This window comes from Pedobacter sp. 22226 (assembly GCF_052045455.1).
GTDB lineage: Bacteria > Bacteroidota > Bacteroidia > Sphingobacteriales > Sphingobacteriaceae > Pedobacter > Pedobacter jeongneungensis.
This window is the reverse complement of sequence record NZ_JBQEPB010000002.1, coordinates 518,474-536,948: the sequence shown is the minus strand read 5'-3', so window position 1 is coordinate 536,948 and position 18,475 is coordinate 518,474. Positions and strand designations below refer to the sequence as shown.

The window sequence follows — 18,475 nt, the reverse complement described above, 5'->3', positions numbered from 1 at the left end:
CATCATGTTTATTGTAGATCTAAAATATATTGTTCCGCTGGAAGAACTGGACGAACACATGAAGGAGCATGTCCGGTACCTTAATAAATATTACGATCAGAACATTTTTGTTGCTTCAGGCAGAAAAGTGCCCCGCACAGGCGGAATTATTTTAGCGCTGGCGAAAGATGAAGCAGCACTAAAGAAAATCCTTATGGAAGATCCGTTTTACAAACACCGCCTGGCCGATTTCACCATCACACAATTTCTCACTTCACAGTACCATCCTGACCTCGAATTACTTTTAAAATAAAGCCATTCTTAAAACCTAAAGCACTAATACTGATTATTTTTCATTACTAACCAAACAATTAGCCTTTAAAAAGATTATATTGGTTAAATCAAATAATGTGTATGAAGCGCTGGCTTAAAATCTCTTTAAAAATCGTATCGGTTTTAGTTGTCCTGATTATATTAACCTGGCTGGCGGGTGCGTTTTACATTAGCCGCAACAAGAAAGAAGTGCTGGCTTCTATCCTCTCGCAGCTCAATAAAAATTTAAACGGACAGATTACGGCCACCAGCATGGAGCCTACGCTCCTTAAAAGCTTCCCTGGCGTTTCTGTTTCACTAAATGGCGTTTTATTAAGGGATAGCTTATGGGCCCAGCACAAACATGATCTGTTAAAAGCACAGGATATTGACGTATCGTTAAATGTGCTCTCGCTTATTGTGGGAAACATCAATATTAAACAGATAGCCATTAATAATGCGTCTATATATATTTATACCGATTCTACCGGGTACAGCAACACCAGTATTTTCAAAAGTAAGCCCAAAACCGATGATAAGAAGTCGTCGCCAAAATCTTCGGCTTTAGAGGTAAAAAAGATAGATTTTAATAAAGTGAGTTTAATACTCGACAATAAAAAGAGGTTTAAACTTTTCAACTTCGATATCGACCAGATTCAGGGTAGAATGGAATATCCGGATAGCGGCTGGACGGGAAAAATAAAATTGAAAACCAAAGTAAACAGTTTCGCATTTAATACCCGTAAAGGAAGTTTTTTAAAAGATAAATCGCTTGACGGAACTTTACTGGCACATTACAGCCGCGATCTGGATGCGGTAATTTTAAAACCCGAAATTTTAAATATTGGTGGTCATCCTTTTAAAATAGGCGCCAAAATAGACTTGGCAAAATCTGCTTTCGCCATCAGCATTGCTGTAGATGATATTTTATTCAGGGATGTGGCATTACTCCTGTCGCCTAATATTTCTTCTAAACTTTTGAAATTCGGGATCGAAAAACCGATTAACATCCGCGGGAATATTATTGATGACGGATCAGGCAAATATGGAGATCCGCTGATCAAAGTAGGGATTACAGTACGAGATAACATCGTTTCTATCCCTGCGGGAAAATTAACCGCCTGTAATTTTGATGGATCTTTTACCAACCGCGATACTGCCGGCGGGATTATTGGTGATGAAAATTCTTCGATCAAATTTCATAAACTTACCGCAAAATATTTTAATGCACCACTTAAAATAGACACTTTTACGGTGAATAACCTGGCAAGGCCAATTGCCACCGGACTGGTTACCTCCCAATTTCCTTTATCAAACTTAAATAATTCGTTAGGAACCAATGATTTTGAATTTAAAAACGGAACAGCAAACCTCAGGTTGTACTGCCAGGCCGATATCGATAATTTCAGGTTTACCAAACCCGTAGTTTCAGGTAAAATACAGATTGCAGATGCCGATATCCTTTATATTCCCAGAAAACTTCATCTGGTAAAAAGTGCTTTAAATATCGATTTTAACCAGAATGATTTGTCCATCCAGAACGGACACTTCCAGCTAGGTAAAAGTGAGCTGAATGTAAGCTGCAGCATTGCCAACTTTGCCAATTTATATTACACTGCACCAGATAAAATATTGGTGAATTTAAAAATGTCGAGCCCACAACTGTATTTAAAAGAATTTTTACCCTTTTTAGGTCCAAGATCTAGCAATAAACCAAAATCAAGCGGAAATAAACGGGTGGTTTCTAAAGAATTAAGCAATGTGCTCGAACTTTCTAAAATGAACATCCGTTTAACTGTAGATAAAGCCATTTACGATAATTTTACGGCCAAAAACCTAGATGCTGATATTTCATTACGTGGTGGTGGTATATTTTTTAATAAAATCAGTGTAGCACACGCCGGCGGTCAGTTATCTTTAGATGGAAATATCATGCAGGAAGCTGCTTCAAACAGTTTCAAAATCAATTCGAAAATCAGCCACGTAAGCGTTAAAGATTTCTTTTACTCTTTTGATAATTTCGGGCAAAACACCATCACCAACAAAAATTTAAAAGGTTATCTGTCTTCTTTAGTAAATATTTCCGGAAGAATTTCGCATACCGGAAAAATTCTGCCACGATCAATAAATGGAAAAGTAGTTTTTAACCTGAATAATGCTGCACTTGTTAATTTCGACCCGATGGTTAAAGTTGGGAAATTTGCTTTTGCAAACCGGAATTTATCAAATGTTGAAATCAAAAACCTGGATGGAACGCTTAACATCAGGGGCGACAAAGTAGAAATCGCTCCAATGCTGGTTAATTCTAGTGCATTAAACTTTAATGTTAAAGGAATTTATGCCCTGGGCAGTGGCACCAATGTAGCTATGGATATTCCTTTAAGAAACCCTAAAGGCGACGAAAACTTAACCAAGGAAGAAAAAAAGCAAGCCCGGATGCGTGGTATTGTGCTACATTTAAAAGCAGTAGATGACGAAAAGGGCGGGATTAAAATCAGGTGGAATAAAGATCATGATTAATAGATGGAAAATGTAAGATGGATGATGGAAGGAACCCTGTCCCCATTACCCATTTTACATCAAACATCATACATCAAAAATCCAGCGGCCCTAACCTGTTCATGTTTCTTAAAATTAGGTATTGGCGGTGTCTGATGTAAGGTGTGGCGTTTTTAGGCGTCCATCTTCTTGGGTTTGGAAAACACGAAGCAATTAAAGCGGCTTGTTTTTTGGTGAGTTTGGTACAAGATTTACCATAATATTCTTGCGAAGCCGCCTCGGCGCCATAAATGCCGTCACCCATTTCAATTACGTTTAAATATACCTCCAAAATTCTTTCTTTGCTCCAAAATAATTCGATCAATAGCGTAAAATAAGCTTCAAAACCTTTCCTGATCCACGACCGGCCCGGCCATAAAAAAACATTTTTGGCTGTTTGCTGCGAAATGGTACTTCCTCCCTTCACTTTCTTTCCTTTTGCATTACTGGCAAAAGCCTTTTCAATGGCTTTCATATCAAAACCAATATGCTTTAAAAAAAGCTGATCTTCAGCCGATACTGCAGCCCTTTTCATGTTATCAGATATATCTTCAAACTTCACCCACTTTTTCTCTGTTTTAAAAGGCTTTCCATCGGCTTTACGCTCGATATTGCGCAACACCATCAAAAGTGTTATCGGCGGATTAATGAAACGCAATGCAATTACCCAAAACACAGAAACCAGCAAAAAATATAAAAATACTTTTGTCGCAATATTGGTGATCTTCTTTAAAAGTGGGTGTTTCGCTTTGCTTTTTGTTCTGGTTGTCCGGTTTTTTGCCATGCGCCAAAGGTAATTAAAGGGATGGGAAATGAAAAATGGATGATGGAAAAGGTAAAATCGATAATGGAAACCACAATGAGGAAATAATTACCAATAATCAATTTTCAATAACCAATAGTTAAAGCTTGGAAATATGTCGCTAACCTTAATGTTCTTAATTTCTTAATGGTCAAAAAATGTTAAATGGAAAACGTAAAATGGAGCCACAATGAGGAAATAATTACCAATAATCAATTTTCAATAACCAATAGTTAAAGCCTATAAATTTGTCGCTAACCTTAATGTTCTTAATTCTTAATGGTCAAAAAATGTTAAATGGAAAACGTAAAATGGAAAATTATGATTTTTGTCTTTCAAAAATAAATATGCAGTACCAACTGTTATAAAATGGCTATGTTTATGTATTTTGTGGTTCAATTAACCAAATGAAAAAACTAAGCTATCTGTTTCTGGCCCTAACTTTATGGGGCTGTAGCAGCACGAAAAACATTAATAATAAATCAGAAAAGTGGATTACACTTTTTAATGGAAAAGATATTAAAGACTGGAATGTAAAAATCCATCACCATAATTATAATGTGAATTATGGAAACACTTTCAGAGTGGTGGATGGTATCATTCAGGTCCGTTATGATCAGTATGGAGATTTTAACGATCAGTTTGGCCACCTCTACTATAAAACACCTTTTTCTGATTATCACCTCAAACTAAAATACCGCTTTGTTGGCGAATTGCAAAAAGGAGCGCCGGACTATACCCTGCGGAACAGTGGTGTAATGTTCCATTCGCAGGATCCCAAAACAATGCCGAAAGAACAAGATTGGCCAATTTCGATCGAAATGCAGTTTTTAGGAGGTTTAAGCGATGGAAGGCCACGGCCAACAGGCAACATGTGCTCGCCAGGCACCGATATTTTTTATCAGGGTAAGTTATATGGTGGCCATTGTTTAGATTCAAAGTCAAAAACATATGACGGCGACCAATGGGTATCAGCGGAATTGATTGTAATGGGCGATTCGCTGGTTACACACATCATCAATGGCGATACGGTTTTACAATATAGCAAACCACAAATTGGCGGCGGCGTGGCCAATCGCTACGATCCTAAAATCAAAATTGATGGTAAAGCACTTACCGAAGGTTTCATAGCCTTACAAAGCGAAGGTCAGCCGGTAGATTTTAAAGATATCCAGATCATGGAACTGCCACATCGCAACAACAAAAAATCAAATTAAACATTTTCCGATATCATACGTTACAAGAACATGAAAGTTGCATTAATTACAGGAGGAAGTAAAGGAATTGGTTTTGGTATTGCCGAGGCCCTACTAAAAAACGGTTATAAAGTTGCCATTACGAGCAGAACAATAGATAGCGCAAACCAAGCAGCCGCCAACCTGGTGACGCATGGAGATGTACTGGCCATTGAAGCCAATGTTGCAGATTTTAATTCTCAACAGGCAGCCATCAATCTGATCATCGAAAAATGGGGACAACTGGATGTGCTGATTGCCAATGCCGGTATTGGTCATTTCGCACCGATCGATGAATTAGGTGTGGATTTATGGAAAGAAACCATCGATACCAATTTAACAGGTGTTTTTTATAGCATCAAAGCATCGGTTGAAGAGATTAAAAAAAGCAAAGGACATATTTTTACCATTTCGAGCTTGGCAGGAACCAACTTTTTTGCAGGCGGTTCGGCCTACAATGCCAGTAAATTTGGCTTAACTGGCTTTACCCAATCGGTGATGCTCGATTTAAGAAAATATGGCGTGAAAGTAAGTACCATTATGCCGGGATCTGTAGCGAGCCACTTTAACGATCACCAACCAGATAGTGAAAACGACGCCTGGAAAATCCAACCAGAAGATATGGGTAAACTGATTGTTGATCTATTAGCCATGCCAGCAAGAACATTGCCGAGTAAAGTAGAAATCAGACCGACTACGCCGAAAGGATAATAAGAAGGGATGATGTGAGATGGATAATGGAAGATGGGCTAACTAAATTTCATATCATCTATAACTCTGGGAGATCAATAATGGTTTCCCAGAGATCATACAGATTTGATGACTTAGAAAGTATTTCAGTACTAAAACTTCATCAACCAAATAAAATGCCCTGACTTTGTTACAAGATTTATAAAAATATGCCCTGACTTTGTTACAAAAATATAGTATATTTGGGTTGACTTTGTTACAAATCATTTAAAATGGCATTTAGACGATCTATTGAAGACAATTTAATTCAATGGAAAAACAGCAAAAACAGGAAACCTCTGATCATTCGGGGAGCACGTCAGGTTGGAAAAACAACGCTGATAAAAGATTTTGCAAAAAGCTATCCTAATGCTATTTTTCTAAACCTGGAAAAACCTGCACACCGTCAGTATTTTGATGATTTTGACAACGTACAAAGCATTCTTGAAGCACTGTTCCTTGGCCATAGCCTTCAAGCAGATAAAATAAATGAAACACTATTATTTATTGACGAAATCCAGGAAAGTGCAAAAGCAATCCAAATGCTAAGGTACTTTTATGAAGAAATTCCCGAATTACATGTGATCAGTGCCGGCTCACTTTTAGAGTTTGTACTACAAAAGGTAGCAAGTTTTCCGGTTGGCAGGGTTGAATTTTTATATCTATACCCATTAAATTTTCAAGAATACCTTCAGGCTAATCAAAAAAATGATTTATTAAAATATTTGCTTCAAACTCCGGTAAAAAATGTTGCGCACAAATTATTATTAAAAGCTTTTCATCGGTATGCAATTATCGGAGGTATGCCAGAAGTAGTTAAAACCGACATAGAAGCGCACAGTCTCTCCGATTTGTCCATTGTTTACGAAAGTATTTGGGCAACCTACAAAAACGACATCGAGAAATATACCCAAAATGACACTGCAAGAAGAACAATCAATCATATTATGGGCAGTGCTCACCTTTTCCTCGATAAGCGCGTAGTATTTCAGGGCTTTGGTAATTCAAATTATAAATCGAGAGAGGTTGGAGAAGCTTTTAGGATATTGGATGATGCAAAAATCATCAGGTTAATATATCCATCTACCGGCACCAAAGTTCCGATTATTCCTGATTTAAAAAAATCTCCCAGGCTACAATTTTTAGACACTGGATTAATCAACTATTCGTTGGGTATCCAGGGTGAGATGCTCGCGCTTGAAGATTTAAGTACAACCTATAGAGGAGCAGTTATACCGCACCTATTTACCCAGGAACTGATATCAACCGAACATATATCCTCTCATAAGCCTAATTTTTGGGTAAGAGATAAAAAACAATCAGATGCAGAAGTTGATCTTATTTACCCTTATAAAAAAATTGTAATACCTATCGAAATCAAATCGGGTACTACGGGAAGTTTAAGATCCCTTCATCAATTTATAGATGCAGCAGAACATCCTTTCGCTATCCGGGTGTATGGTGGGGAATTTAAGCTAGAAAAGACAAATACTCCAGCTGGCAAACCTTATTTATTATTAAACCTACCTTATTATCTGGGAACTCGCATAGAAGAATATGCAGCATGGTTAGCAGATCAATCTTTGTAAACATCATCCATCTTACATGATTACATTTTACATCCAATAAAAAAGGCCTCTCGATTTTTATCGGAAGGCCTTTTTTATTGATTCTTTAAAAGAATGCTTATTCAGCGATTACTTCGAAAGGAACCTGAACTTTAACTTCTTTGTGCAAGTTTAAGTTAGCAACATATTCGCCAACAAATTTTGGTTCAGTTTCGAAAGTAATACGACGACGGTCTACATCAAAGCCTTGTGCTTTTAATGCTTCAGCAATCTGGATGGTGTTAACCGCTCCAAAGATTTTTCCGCTTTCGCCAGCTTTAGCACCGATTGAAAGTTTAACATCAGTTAAACGCTCAGCAACACCTTCAGCATCTTTCTTAATTTTATCTTGTTTAAAAGCAGCTTGCTTTAAGTTTTCAGCTAAAACTTTTTTAGCAGAAGAAGTAGCTAATTCTCCAAATCCTTGAGGGATTAAATAGTTACGGCCATAACCTGGCTTTACTGTAACTACATCATCTTTCTCACCAAGGCCTTTAATATCTTGTTTTAAAATAATTTCCATATCTCTAGCCTCCTATTTTAATTGATCAGCAACGAAAGGTAACAAACCGATATGACGGGCACGTTTAACTGCCTGAGCCACTTTACGCTGGAATTTTAACGAAGTACCAGTTAAACGGCGTGGTAATAATTTACCCTGATCGTTAATAAATTTCAACAAGAAGTTTGCATCCTTGTAATCGATGTATTTAATTCCGTTCTTCTTGAAACGGCAATATTTTTTACGGTTATCCTCTACTTTAGGGGCAGTTACGTATTGAATTTGTTCTCTTGCCATTACGCTGCAACCTCCTTAGTTTTTTTGTTAAAAGCACCACTACGCTTTTTCTCATTGTAAGCAATTGCGTGTTTGTCTAAACGGATAGTTAAGAAACGTAACACACGCTCATCGCGTTTTAATTCAAGCTCTAATTTTGCGATCAAATCTCCTGAAGCTTTGTATTCAGTTAAGTTGAAGAATCCGTTTGATTTTTTATCAATTGGATACGCTAATTTTCTCAAACCCCAATTATCTTCCTGGATAATTTCGGCACTGTTGTCAGTAAGAACTGCTTTAAATTTGGCTAATGCCTCTTTTGCAGCTTCTTCTGATAACAACGGGGTTAGAACGATAACAGTTTCGTACTGATTCATTGTTATTAATTAAGTTTTTTAATTTTTTAATCCCGAGGTATATTACGGGGATGCAAAAGTAACAATATTTTTCTTAAAATCAAAGCATTAGTTAGAAAATGTGATGTGAAATGTAAAATGTGAAATGGAAGATGGATAATGGAAAAAAGCATAATGGAAAATTATAATGTATGATTTGTGATGGAAATGATGATACTACCTCATCCATCTTACATCACCCCTCGTCCATCTTACATTATCCATCTTACATCATCCATCTTACATTCCTTATCCATCTTACATAAAAAAGGGGAATTCATCTATCCGATGATCCCCCCTGTATCAATTAGCTGTTGTTGTTAGTAAGTTTGTACCGTTTTAACAAAAGATTCATCTTTAAATTTCACCACAAAGGTTAACTCTCTTGAATCTGTTTTACTGATATTGAATTTTTTGGTCAACTGTGCTTTATCTTTAAACACCTCATTGTAAACCTCATCATTGTATTCGTTGTACACTTTAACTTCGATTGGGTTTTTATCCAGGTTATCAAGGCTAAGCGTTACCACTTTATCATTAAAAGTATAAACCGGTTTAAATATGCTAGAGATTTTTGGCTCAGAAACAATTGCCTCACCATCTTTAATGGTAACGGTATATTTTGCCAGTTTTAAATCAGACTCTACTTTAAGCACATATTTTCCGTCAGGAAGTGCATTTAAATCATAAATTTTACTTGAGAATGCAGCAGCGTGAATATTTTCCTCAAACAAAACTTCATCATCCGAACCTATAAGTGATAGATTCACATTTTCTGCTTTATCAGCAGTAAAACGGATATATTTTTCTTTCTCGCCTTTTACCTTTAGCGTAAAATCATCATCGTTAGCGTGAACACCCGTAGCAGTAAAAAAAAGAGCTGCTATTAAACCGATTTTTAAGAACTTTTTCATAACCAATATTTTTAAAGAGTTAATCATTATATGATGGTACTAAGGTAAGAAGGTAATTTACATATAGTTAGTTGCATATTTTCCACTTTCTATGCTATATTACCCCAATTAAACCACTATTTTAGCAATAGTTATAATAAAGCATATTTTTTAATTAAATTAGAGGTATAATTCAGGAAATAATGAAACCAAGTTTCGAGGTCGTAGAACCCTCTTTCGGGAGCTCGTTCTATTATTCAAAATATGTAGAAAACGCCAATAACATGGCACATCTCTGGCATTATCATCCGGAAATCGAAATGGTATTCGTAAATGGTGGCGCCGGCAAAAGACAGATCGGCAGTCACGTTTCTTATTATACCGACGGCGATCTGATTTTGATTGGCAGCAATCTGCCCCATTGCGGATTTACCGACACCAATACGGGGAACAAAAATGAAACGGTAATCCAGATGAAACCGGAATTTCTGGGCAGTACTTTTTTAGGTCTGCAGGAAATTAAAGGAATCCACGAATTATTTGATAAAGCTAAGGATGGGATCGCTTTTGGCAGCGAAACCATGCGTAAAGTTGGCGACAGAATAGAAATGATGGACGATCAGCCACCTTTCGAAAGGCTTTTAACTTTGCTCAGTGTTTTAAAAGAACTTGAGCTGGCCAGCGATTATAAAATCTTAAACGCTGATGGTTTTTCGATGGAAATGCAGGTGCAGGATAACGACCGCATTAATATGATTTTCAATTATGTGAAAGACCATTTTCAGGAACAGATTAGTTTGCAGCATGTGGCAGAAATGTCGAGCATGACGGTTCCTTCATTTTGCCGTTATTTTAAAAAAATCACAAAAAAAACCTTTACGCATTTTGTAAATGAATACCGCGTAGTTCATGCTTCCAAACTTTTAGCCGAAAAACCGATCAGTATTGCCAATATCTCTTACGAAAGCGGTTTTAACAACTTTAGCCATTTTAACAAATTATTTAAAGAATTTACAGGTAAAAGTGCTTCTGAGTATAGAAATGAATTGAAATCGGTGATAAAATAATATATTAGGATAAGTTTTTAACACATGAACAGGATCCTTATACTATTATTAATCAATTTAATCAGCTTGTCGCTTCATGCGCAATATGTTGAGATCAACCTGGTCAATTGCAAAATAAGCGAGAGTGAGCAAAAGAAAATAGAAAAGCTGATTGCTTATGAGCGCATGTTCTGTAATGAAATTTTCGAAACCAGCGAGAACATTACTGTACCCGTTAAAATAAACCTCTATGGAAAATCTAAAGATTACCGTGTAGAAAAAGCCAAATACAACGCGCCTTCGCCCACGGGATTTTACATCCCGGCAATAAATGAAGCTTTTATTATGAAAGGAAGCAACTTTATTTCAGTAGCCTTGCATGAGGCCAGCCATAGTATTTTTCAGTTCAATTATAAAAAAGCACCTAAATGGCTGAATGAAGGATTGGCTGAATTTTTTGAAACACTGGATTTCGACAGCGAAGCAAATTTATATTCTTACCCTCAAACCTACCGTATTAAAAGCATAAAAACGGGTATAGCCGACAGTGATACAGGAAGATTAAAAAAGTTTTTCAAAATATACGATGGCACTTTTTACGGGCACGGTGTAGACGACAATTATAATACGGCTTATAGTATAATCTACTATTTTATTAAAAATAAAAGTACCAAAGCGTTAAAAAACATCATCAAATTAACGGCACAAGGCTATGATACTGAAAAGGCCATTGAGCTTACTTACGGTAGTTTTGATGCATTTGAAAGCAATTATAAACAGTTTTACAGGTTTCATCCCTGAGTTTAGATTTAGGAATATTGAATTTTGAATGATTGAATCTTGAATGATTGGATTTTGAATGAGTGAATTTTGAATGAGTGAATTTAATTAGTGAATTTTGAATGAGTGAATTTTTAGGTTAAATCTAACATTTCAACTTTACAACAAATTAAAGAGTGATTGATTTAATTAAGCTTAACCTTTCAACGTTTTAACATTCAACAATAAAACAACTGCCCCATCAACTTTAAAACATTCCAACATTTTAACCTCTTACCAACTTTTCCACATTCCGGTTTTTCGCCCTTGCAACACCTAAATTTTTCCTATTTTCGTGCCGATGGAAAATTTTATCGTTTCTGCCCGTAAATACCGCCCAGCCACCTTCGAAACCGTAGTTGGCCAGCAGCATATTACCGGTACGTTAAAAAATGCCATTAAAAACAACCAGCTTGCCCAGGCATTTTTATTTTGCGGACCACGTGGGGTGGGTAAAACGACCTGCGCGCGTATCCTGGCTAAAACCATCAACTGTACCAATCCTACAGCCGATATGGAAGCCTGCGGCCAATGCGATAATTGCCTTTCTTTCCAAAACGGACATTCTTTTAATGTGCACGAATTAGATGCGGCATCGAACAACTCTGTTGACGATATCCGTAGTTTGATTGAACAGGTTCGCATACCGCCACAAGCCGGAAAATACAAAATTTATATTATTGATGAGGTCCACATGTTATCGCAAAGTGCATTTAATGCCTTTCTGAAAACTTTGGAAGAACCGCCATCATATGCCATTTTTATCCTGGCTACTACCGAGAAACATAAAATCCTGCCGACCATTTTATCGCGTTGCCAGATTTTTGATTTCAACCGGATCCAGGTAGAAGATATTGCCAGTCACCTCTCAACCATTGCCCAACGCGAAAATATTGCTTTCGAAAGTGATGGTTTACACATTATTGCCCAAAAGGCAGATGGTGGATTGCGCGATGCGCTTTCGATGTTCGATCAGATTGCCAGTTATGCCAACAAGAACATTACCTACAAAGCGGTAATCGACAACCTGAACATTTTAGATTACGATTACTTTTTTAAACTTACCTCTTATTTAACTGCTGCAGAAGTGAGCCAGACTTTACTTTTGTTCGACGAAATCCTGAACAATGGTTTTGATGGCAATAACTTTATCAACGGTTTGGCAAGTCACTTCCGTAACCTCTTGGTGGGTAAAGATGCAGCTACCATTAAATTATTAGAGGTAAGCGAAAATATCAAGCAGAAATACCTTGATCAGTGCCGCCAAACAGAACTTTCGTTCCTGTTAACTGCATTAAACCTGGCCAACACCTGCGATTTAAACTATAAAAATTCTAAAAACCAGCGTTTACAGGTAGAGTTGGCACTGATTAAAATGTGCCATATCCGGTCGGTCGTCAATTTAGCACAACAACCTTTAAATACTAATAACACAGCAATTGACGGAGATCAGGATAAAAAAAAAACTAATGTCGTAGCCGAACAGGTTGAAAGCCCCAGGCCAAAAGCCGCAAGCGAAAGCACCGTTTCCACTCCTCCGCCCACTGTTAATGTTTCTGTTTCCTCCAGTATTCCTGTAGAAGAAAAAGCAAAGGAAACGCCAAGGGTTAGCAGTCCTCCGCCCTCTGCTACTTCCATCAGCATCAATATTCCAAAGGCAAGTGCAACAAGCATGTTGATCCCATCTTTGAATGATTTTGATCGCATTGCCCAGGAAGAAGAAGATAAAGGCCCTAAAAAAGCAACCGGCGAGGCCCGTGAAGTTTTTAGTTACGATCGCTTACTGGAAGTGTGGAGCATATATACCCAAAAGCTTAAAGCTGCAGATAAAATTAACCTTTTTACCATTTTAAATAATTTTGCCCCTACCCTTTTAAATCCTCAACTGATTGAGATTTCGGTAGAAAGTAAAACGCAGGAACACCTTATCCAGCAGGAATCTGTTGAGCTTCTAAATTTTTTAAGGAACGAACTCCGAAATTTTGGTGTAGAAGTTACCTACAAACTGGTAGAGCGTAAAATAGAAAACCGGTTATACGGAAACCGCGAAAAATACGATTACCTGGTAAATAAAAACCCTAAACTGGATGAATTACGCAGAAGGTTTAATTTAGATATTAATCCTTAAGATTTAATCAAAAAATCCTAATGCTGTAACAAAGCAAAAAGCAGGGTTATACGCGTATAACCCTGCTTTTCCATTTATGATTGTTTCTTCAAATTACCATCTTCCAACGGCAATATCCTGACTATTTTTGGGGCGCATCATTAACCGGGTAACCTTCTTCATCTAAATCATCGCGGTTATCTTCTGGTGTACGGGCAAGTATTTCATCTTCCGGATTAAGTTTTACACTTTCACCATTATCTACATGCATGCCCAGTTCTTCTAAATTATCTTCAGCAATTTCTTCATTGCGTGCATATTCATCACCAACATAAGGGTTTGCTTCATCATAAGTAGAATCATCATCTTTTGCACCTGCCGCAACCGTTTCATAACCCATTGGGTGATCGTATTCGCTGTCAGTTCCTTTTACATCGAGCTCATAACTTTCCTTATTTTTATCGTACGATAAATTTTCCTTATTGATTTCGCTGTTTTCTGTGGTGCTATGTATTTTGTCTTGTGATCCTTTGTTCTCGTTAATTGCCATGATATTGGTCTCCTATAATTTATAAGGTTATAACAAAACGGTGTAGATAAGGTTTTTCATTAACAAAAGAATTTTATTAATATCCGGGCGTGCCCCAAGCTACGCAAGGGTCGGGCTATACACTGCAAGTCCTCGCCATTCGTTCCTCTTGGCTGTGGGCTTTCCGTTGCTATCCCTCACGCAGCAAAGCGCCGGTAATCATCAAGCTGTAAGCTATAGATAAATATAACATGATTAGTTATTTGGTTTTTAGTTTCGGTTTATGGGTACACAGCCCGAGCGGTAAGAGTAAAATATTTAATGATTGATTTTCTACTTATTTAATATATTAGTATATCCGTAGGAACATTATATCAATTGGAATTTTAAAAAATGGGATTTTTTGACTTCTTAAAGAAAAAAAACAAAGGAATTGATGAGACAAAGTTTCATTCTAAACAGTTCCAAAATGAAGTTTATGCATTAGCAATGTGGAAACTCGAAGAAAACATACATAATCCGGAATTAGCGAAAAACGAACTCAGAAAAATTGGATTAAGTGAAGATCAGGTTTTAATCATTTTTGAAAAAGCAGATTCTTTTTTAAAAAAGAAAAAAGCAATTTATTCTGACGGCATTGACGAACAGAAATTTAATAATGAAAGTTATCAAACCGAAATTTTAGCTTATGCCGAAGAAATATATTTCAAGAATCAACACAATTATCATGTTGTATATAATCATTTACTAAAAAAGCAATTAAATGATTATCAGGCTAACCAAATTATAATAAAGTTAAAAAAGCAACTAGAGTTGATGGTAGACGCTTTCCAGGAACAACTTGATACAGGTGCTATTTCTGAAATAAAAATAGTGCCTAACCCCGAACATTCAAAAGGAAAAGTAGATGCAGAACAGGTTGACCGGTATATTGCGTATGGAGCTTTTCAGATGGAAAGAGATGATTTAGAGAATGCACTGGAGCTTTTTAACAAAGCACTTGAACTTGATGAAAACTCAACTCTAGCTTATGCAAACAAAGGAACATTATATTATAAAAAGGAAGATTACGCAAAAGCACTAGAATTTTATAATAAGGCACTTACCATCGAACCCAATCATTTAAAAATTTTAGAAAGTAAAATGGATTTACTTTATGACATGCTGAATGAAATAAATGAGACTGATTTCATCGATACCGTAAAGTTAATCTTGAAAAATGACCCCAAAAGTCCAAATGCTTTAATTTACATGGTCCAAATTTACTTAAAGGCAAATGACTTAGATAATGCACTAAAATCACTGCAGGTACTTTTTGAAGATTATTTTAGAGAAAATGTTGTCATTCAGTTAACCCTGGATGTCTTTGCAAGATTACCGAAAGACAAGGCATTGAGCGAGTTTGAGCATATAAAATTCCAGATAAATGTTAATGCCAGATATCAGTTGGATTATTGTAAAGGCCTACACTTAAAAGGAATCGGTTCTTACGACGAGGCAATTACTGTATTTGAAGAATTAAATAAACTTCATGATTTTTCATGGAATTATTATCAAATAGGTATAATTAAAAACTCTCAGGGGAAAACGGAAGAGTGTTTATCATTTTTAAAAAATGCTTTGAGGCTAGAGCCCGAATTAAAAGATGACATGAAACAATATCCTGAGATTCAAAACTTATGGACAGATCCTCAATTTCTTCTAATAACAAAATAAAAACCAGAACTTTTAAATATTGGGGTTGTATGGCGCGTATAAGAATATGAGAATTGTCAACTTCTACACAAAAGGCATATTAAAGTTGACAATTCACAAAAAAAGCGTCCCGATTTTTACATCAGGACGCTAAATATTTCAAGAGTTGTCAGCTTCTATGCCAGGAGCACATTAAAGTTGACAACTCAGCTTATAAAGCTGCCAAAGAAGTATTTAATGTTTCACTTGGGCGCATGGCTTTGCTTGCCAATTCATCATTAGGGTTGTAGTAACCGCCAATGTTTTGAGGTTTGCCCTGCGAACCGATCAATTCTTCATTAATTTTCGCTTCGTTTTCTAACAAAGTTTTAGCCAAAGGCGCAAATCTGGCCTGTAAATCAGCATCTTTACTTTGAGCAGCTAAAGCCTCAGCCCAATATAAAGCTAAATAGAAGTGAGAACCACGGTTATCGATCGTTCCTAATTTCCTGCCCGGTGACTTATCTGTCGCTAAAAATTTAGCATTTGCCTCATCCAAAGCATCAGCTAATACTTGTGCTTTTGCATTGTTTTGAGTCTGAGATAAATGCTCTAAAGATGCCTGAAGGGCTAAAAACTCACCAAGCGAATCCCAGCGTAAATAACCTTCTTCAATAAACTGCTCAATGTGTTTTGGAGCAGAACCACCTGCACCGGTTTCGAATAAACCACCACCATTCATTAATGGTACAATTGATAACATTTTTGCCGAAGTACCTAATTCTAAAATCGGGAATAAATCGGTTAAATAATCACGCAATACGTTACCGGTAACCGAAATGGTATCTAAACCTTTACGGATACGCTCTAAAGTAAATTTGGTTGCTTCGATTGGTGCTAAAATACGGATATCCAAACCTGTAGTATCGTGGTCTTTTAAGTAAGTATTTACCTTTGCAATAATTTCCCTGTCGTGCGCTCTTTGCTCATCTAACCAGAAAACCGCAGGGGTTTCTGACAAACGTGCCCTGTTAACCGCTAATTTTACCCAATCCTGAATTGGGGCATCTTTAGTTTGGCACATACGGAAAATATCGCCCTTTTCTACTTTCTGATCAAAAAATACTTTTCTATCAGCATCAGTAACGCGGATGATTCCCGAACCTGTAGCCTGGAAAGTTTTATCGTGAGATCCATATTCTTCCGCTTTTTGGGCCATTAAACCCACATTTGGTACCGAACCGATGGTAGTTACATCAAAAGCGCCATTAGCTTTACAGTCATCAATGGTTGCGGTATAAACACCAGCGTAAGAACGATCTGGAATTAATGCAATCGTATCCTGAGGTTTACCCTCTTTATTCCACATCTGGCCTGATGTACGGATCATGGCTGGCATAGAAGCATCAACAATCACATCACTTGGCACGTGCAGGTTGGTAATTCCTTTATCAGAATTCACCATCGCTAAAGCCGGACCGTTTTCAATGGCTTGTGCCAATGCAGCTTCAACCTCAGCCTGTTTAGGGTTACCAGCAATTTTTGCATAAACATCACCTAAACCATTGCGGGTATCGATATTTAATTCTTTAAAGAGATCAGCATATTTGGTAAAAACATCTGCAAAATAAACTTCAACAATGGCACCGAAAATAATCGGGTCAGATACTTTCATCATCGTTGCTTTTAAATGCGCGGATAATAAAACGCCTGCAGCCTTAGCCTCAGCAATTTCTTTGGCCACAAAAGTTTTCAATGCAGATAAACTCAATGCCGAGCTATCAATCACTTCTCCTGCTTTTAACGGCGATAATCCTTTTAATTCGGTTACCGAACCATCTTCAGCTACAAATTCAATTTTAAACTGACCGGCTTCTGCAACAGTGGTCGATTTTTCTGAACCATAAAAATCGCCTTCAGTCATGCTGGCCACTTTTGTTTTAGAATCTGCCGACCATTTACCCATCGAGTGCGGGTTTTGTTTGGCGTAGTTTTTAACCGCTTTAGGCGCCCTGCGGTCAGAGTTACCTTCGCGTAAAACCGGGTTTACAGCTGAGCCTAAAACTTTTGCATATTTAGCTTTAATTGCTTTTTCTTCGTCGCTCTGCGCATTATCCGGATAGTTGGGAATGGCAAAACCCTGAGCCTGTAACTCGGTAATTGCACCTACTAATTGTGGGATAGAAGCAGAGATATTGGGTAATTTGATAATGTTGGCTTCAGGAGTGGTAGCCAATGCACCAAGCTCTGCCAAAGCATCACCAATTTTTTGGTCGTCTTTTAAATACTCAGGAAAGTTTGCCAAAATTCTTCCTGCTAAAGAAATATCTCTGGTTTCTACATCAATACCTGCTGATGCGGTAAAAGCTTGTACAATAGGTAAAAGTGAATAAGTAGCCAACATTGGCGCCTCATCGGTTTTGGTGTAGATAATTTTTGATGTATTTGACATATTTATATTGATTTTGCTTATTTATTTAATGATCCGATCGGTTTATGGCTTTGCAAACCAATCTTTTTAAAATCGCCTAAAGATAAAATAATCGAATGAATTAAGGAACATCGTAATGTTATTTATGATAAGCATCAGGCATTCCTTTAGTAAAATATTAATGACTGTAGTAATGTTTTTTGGAGCGCAGCGTCATTCGCTATTTTCATCGTTACTCCTGCTCTCCGCTTTATCCCGATGAAAAATCGGGGATGCCGCTCCGATCAGAGCTAAAAACTTAAGCCTCTGGCACGGAAACAATTCTTTTAACTTTTTTATGGCGTTATGCAAGCTTGCTTAAAAAAGCAAACCATCCTTACCGAAGTACGCCGTCAATCCCAGGGGCCGGAAAAATCAAAAAAACAGGTGCAATGCAGAACAAATGGCACCATCAAACCTGAAACGCAGTGGTTTTGTGTTCGTTAACGATAATTTACAGGTTAAAAAAAATTGAACACAAAACGAAGTGCCGCTGTTTTTTTGATTTGTATGGGTTTGTGCAAAAGGCCCATTGCCGGATTGACAAAGCGCTTTAGGTACT

16 protein-coding genes are annotated in these 18,475 nt (G+C 37.1%); 9 read left to right on the top strand and 7 right to left on the bottom strand.

Going from position 1 to position 18,475, the window contains the following annotated elements:
- Positions 1-4 precede the first annotated feature (4 nt).
- A complete protein-coding gene (locus tag ACTJKC_RS05735) occupies positions 5-292 on the top strand; it encodes a YciI family protein (protein WP_344849152.1) in 288 nt (95 codons plus the stop codon).
- 101 nt (positions 293-393) lie between these two features.
- Positions 394-2,811 carry an AsmA family protein gene (locus ACTJKC_RS05730; RefSeq protein ID WP_440790668.1) on the top strand — a complete coding sequence of 806 codons (2,418 nt, stop codon included), beginning with the start codon at positions 394-396 and terminating at the stop codon, positions 2,809-2,811.
- Positions 2,812-2,884: 73 nt separating this feature from the next.
- Here ACTJKC_RS05730 and mtgA read toward each other — a convergent pair whose 3' ends face one another.
- Positions 2,885-3,613: a monofunctional biosynthetic peptidoglycan transglycosylase gene (gene mtgA / locus ACTJKC_RS05725; RefSeq protein WP_440790667.1), complete on the bottom strand. Its 729-nt coding sequence runs from the start codon at positions 3,611-3,613 to the stop codon at positions 2,885-2,887.
- A 425-nt stretch (positions 3,614-4,038) separates the two neighbouring features.
- Here mtgA and ACTJKC_RS05720 point away from each other — a divergent pair, with 425 nt between their 5' ends.
- The 3 genes from ACTJKC_RS05720 (at position 4,039) to ACTJKC_RS05710 (ending at position 7,184) form a co-directional block, all read left to right on the top strand.
- The gene (locus ACTJKC_RS05720; protein ID WP_440790666.1) at positions 4,039-4,848 is read left to right on the top strand and encodes a 3-keto-disaccharide hydrolase; all 810 of its coding nucleotides are present in this window, start codon (positions 4,039-4,041) and stop codon (positions 4,846-4,848) included.
- A 30-nt stretch (positions 4,849-4,878) separates the two neighbouring features.
- On the top strand, positions 4,879-5,577 hold the full coding sequence (locus ACTJKC_RS05715; protein WP_440790665.1) for an SDR family oxidoreductase: 699 nt from the start codon (positions 4,879-4,881) through the stop codon (positions 5,575-5,577).
- A gap of 251 nt (positions 5,578-5,828) precedes the next feature.
- Positions 5,829-7,184, top strand: coding sequence for an ATP-binding protein (locus ACTJKC_RS05710; protein WP_440790664.1), 1,356 nt, complete (start codon positions 5,829-5,831; stop codon positions 7,182-7,184).
- Positions 7,185-7,281: 97 nt separating this feature from the next.
- Here ACTJKC_RS05710 and rplI read toward each other — a convergent pair whose 3' ends face one another.
- The 4 genes from rplI to ACTJKC_RS05690 form a co-directional block, all read right to left on the bottom strand.
- Positions 7,282-7,725 (bottom strand): 50S ribosomal protein L9, encoded by a 444-nt coding sequence (gene rplI, locus ACTJKC_RS05705; protein ID WP_440790663.1) that lies wholly within the window; start codon positions 7,723-7,725, stop codon positions 7,282-7,284.
- A gap of 12 nt (positions 7,726-7,737) precedes the next feature.
- Entirely contained in the window at positions 7,738-8,001 is a 264-nt protein-coding gene (gene rpsR, locus ACTJKC_RS05700) for a 30S ribosomal protein S18 (protein WP_010599582.1), read from the bottom strand.
- Positions 8,001-8,357, bottom strand: coding sequence for a 30S ribosomal protein S6 (gene rpsF, locus ACTJKC_RS05695; protein WP_025144598.1), 357 nt, complete (start codon positions 8,355-8,357; stop codon positions 8,001-8,003). Before rpsF ends, rpsR begins: the two co-directional genes overlap by 1 nt.
- 338 nt (positions 8,358-8,695) lie before the next feature.
- Positions 8,696-9,289 (bottom strand): hypothetical protein, encoded by a 594-nt coding sequence (locus ACTJKC_RS05690; RefSeq protein ID WP_440790662.1) that lies wholly within the window; start codon positions 9,287-9,289, stop codon positions 8,696-8,698.
- Positions 9,290-9,471: 182 nt separating this feature from the next.
- On the opposite strand from ACTJKC_RS05690, the gene ACTJKC_RS05685 reads away from it, so the two are divergent.
- The 3 genes from ACTJKC_RS05685 to ACTJKC_RS05675 all read left to right on the top strand — a co-directional run bounded on the left by ACTJKC_RS05685 (position 9,472) and on the right by ACTJKC_RS05675 (position 13,261).
- Positions 9,472-10,335 (top strand): AraC family transcriptional regulator, encoded by an 864-nt coding sequence (locus tag ACTJKC_RS05685; protein ID WP_440790661.1) that lies wholly within the window; start codon positions 9,472-9,474, stop codon positions 10,333-10,335.
- 24 nt (positions 10,336-10,359) lie between these two features.
- A complete protein-coding gene (locus ACTJKC_RS05680; RefSeq protein ID WP_440790660.1) occupies positions 10,360-11,115 on the top strand; it encodes a DUF1570 domain-containing protein in 756 nt (251 codons plus the stop codon).
- 319 nt (positions 11,116-11,434) lie between these two features.
- On the top strand, positions 11,435-13,261 hold the full coding sequence (locus tag ACTJKC_RS05675) for a DNA polymerase III subunit gamma/tau (RefSeq protein ID WP_440790659.1): 1,827 nt from the start codon (positions 11,435-11,437) through the stop codon (positions 13,259-13,261).
- A 121-nt stretch (positions 13,262-13,382) separates the two neighbouring features.
- Here ACTJKC_RS05675 and ACTJKC_RS05670 read toward each other — a convergent pair whose 3' ends face one another.
- Entirely contained in the window at positions 13,383-13,790 is a 408-nt protein-coding gene (locus ACTJKC_RS05670) for a hypothetical protein (RefSeq protein WP_344849136.1), read from the bottom strand.
- Between the two features lie 372 nt (positions 13,791-14,162).
- Between ACTJKC_RS05670 and ACTJKC_RS05665 the strand changes: the two genes are divergently transcribed.
- Positions 14,163-15,485 (top strand): tetratricopeptide repeat protein, encoded by a 1,323-nt coding sequence (locus tag ACTJKC_RS05665; RefSeq protein ID WP_440790658.1) that lies wholly within the window; start codon positions 14,163-14,165, stop codon positions 15,483-15,485.
- Positions 15,486-15,675: 190 nt separating this feature from the next.
- On the opposite strand, the gene ACTJKC_RS05660 is transcribed toward ACTJKC_RS05665, so the two are convergent.
- Positions 15,676-17,895, bottom strand: coding sequence for an NADP-dependent isocitrate dehydrogenase (locus tag ACTJKC_RS05660; protein WP_440790657.1), 2,220 nt, complete (start codon positions 17,893-17,895; stop codon positions 15,676-15,678).
- Between the last annotated feature and the right edge of the window lie 580 nt (positions 17,896-18,475).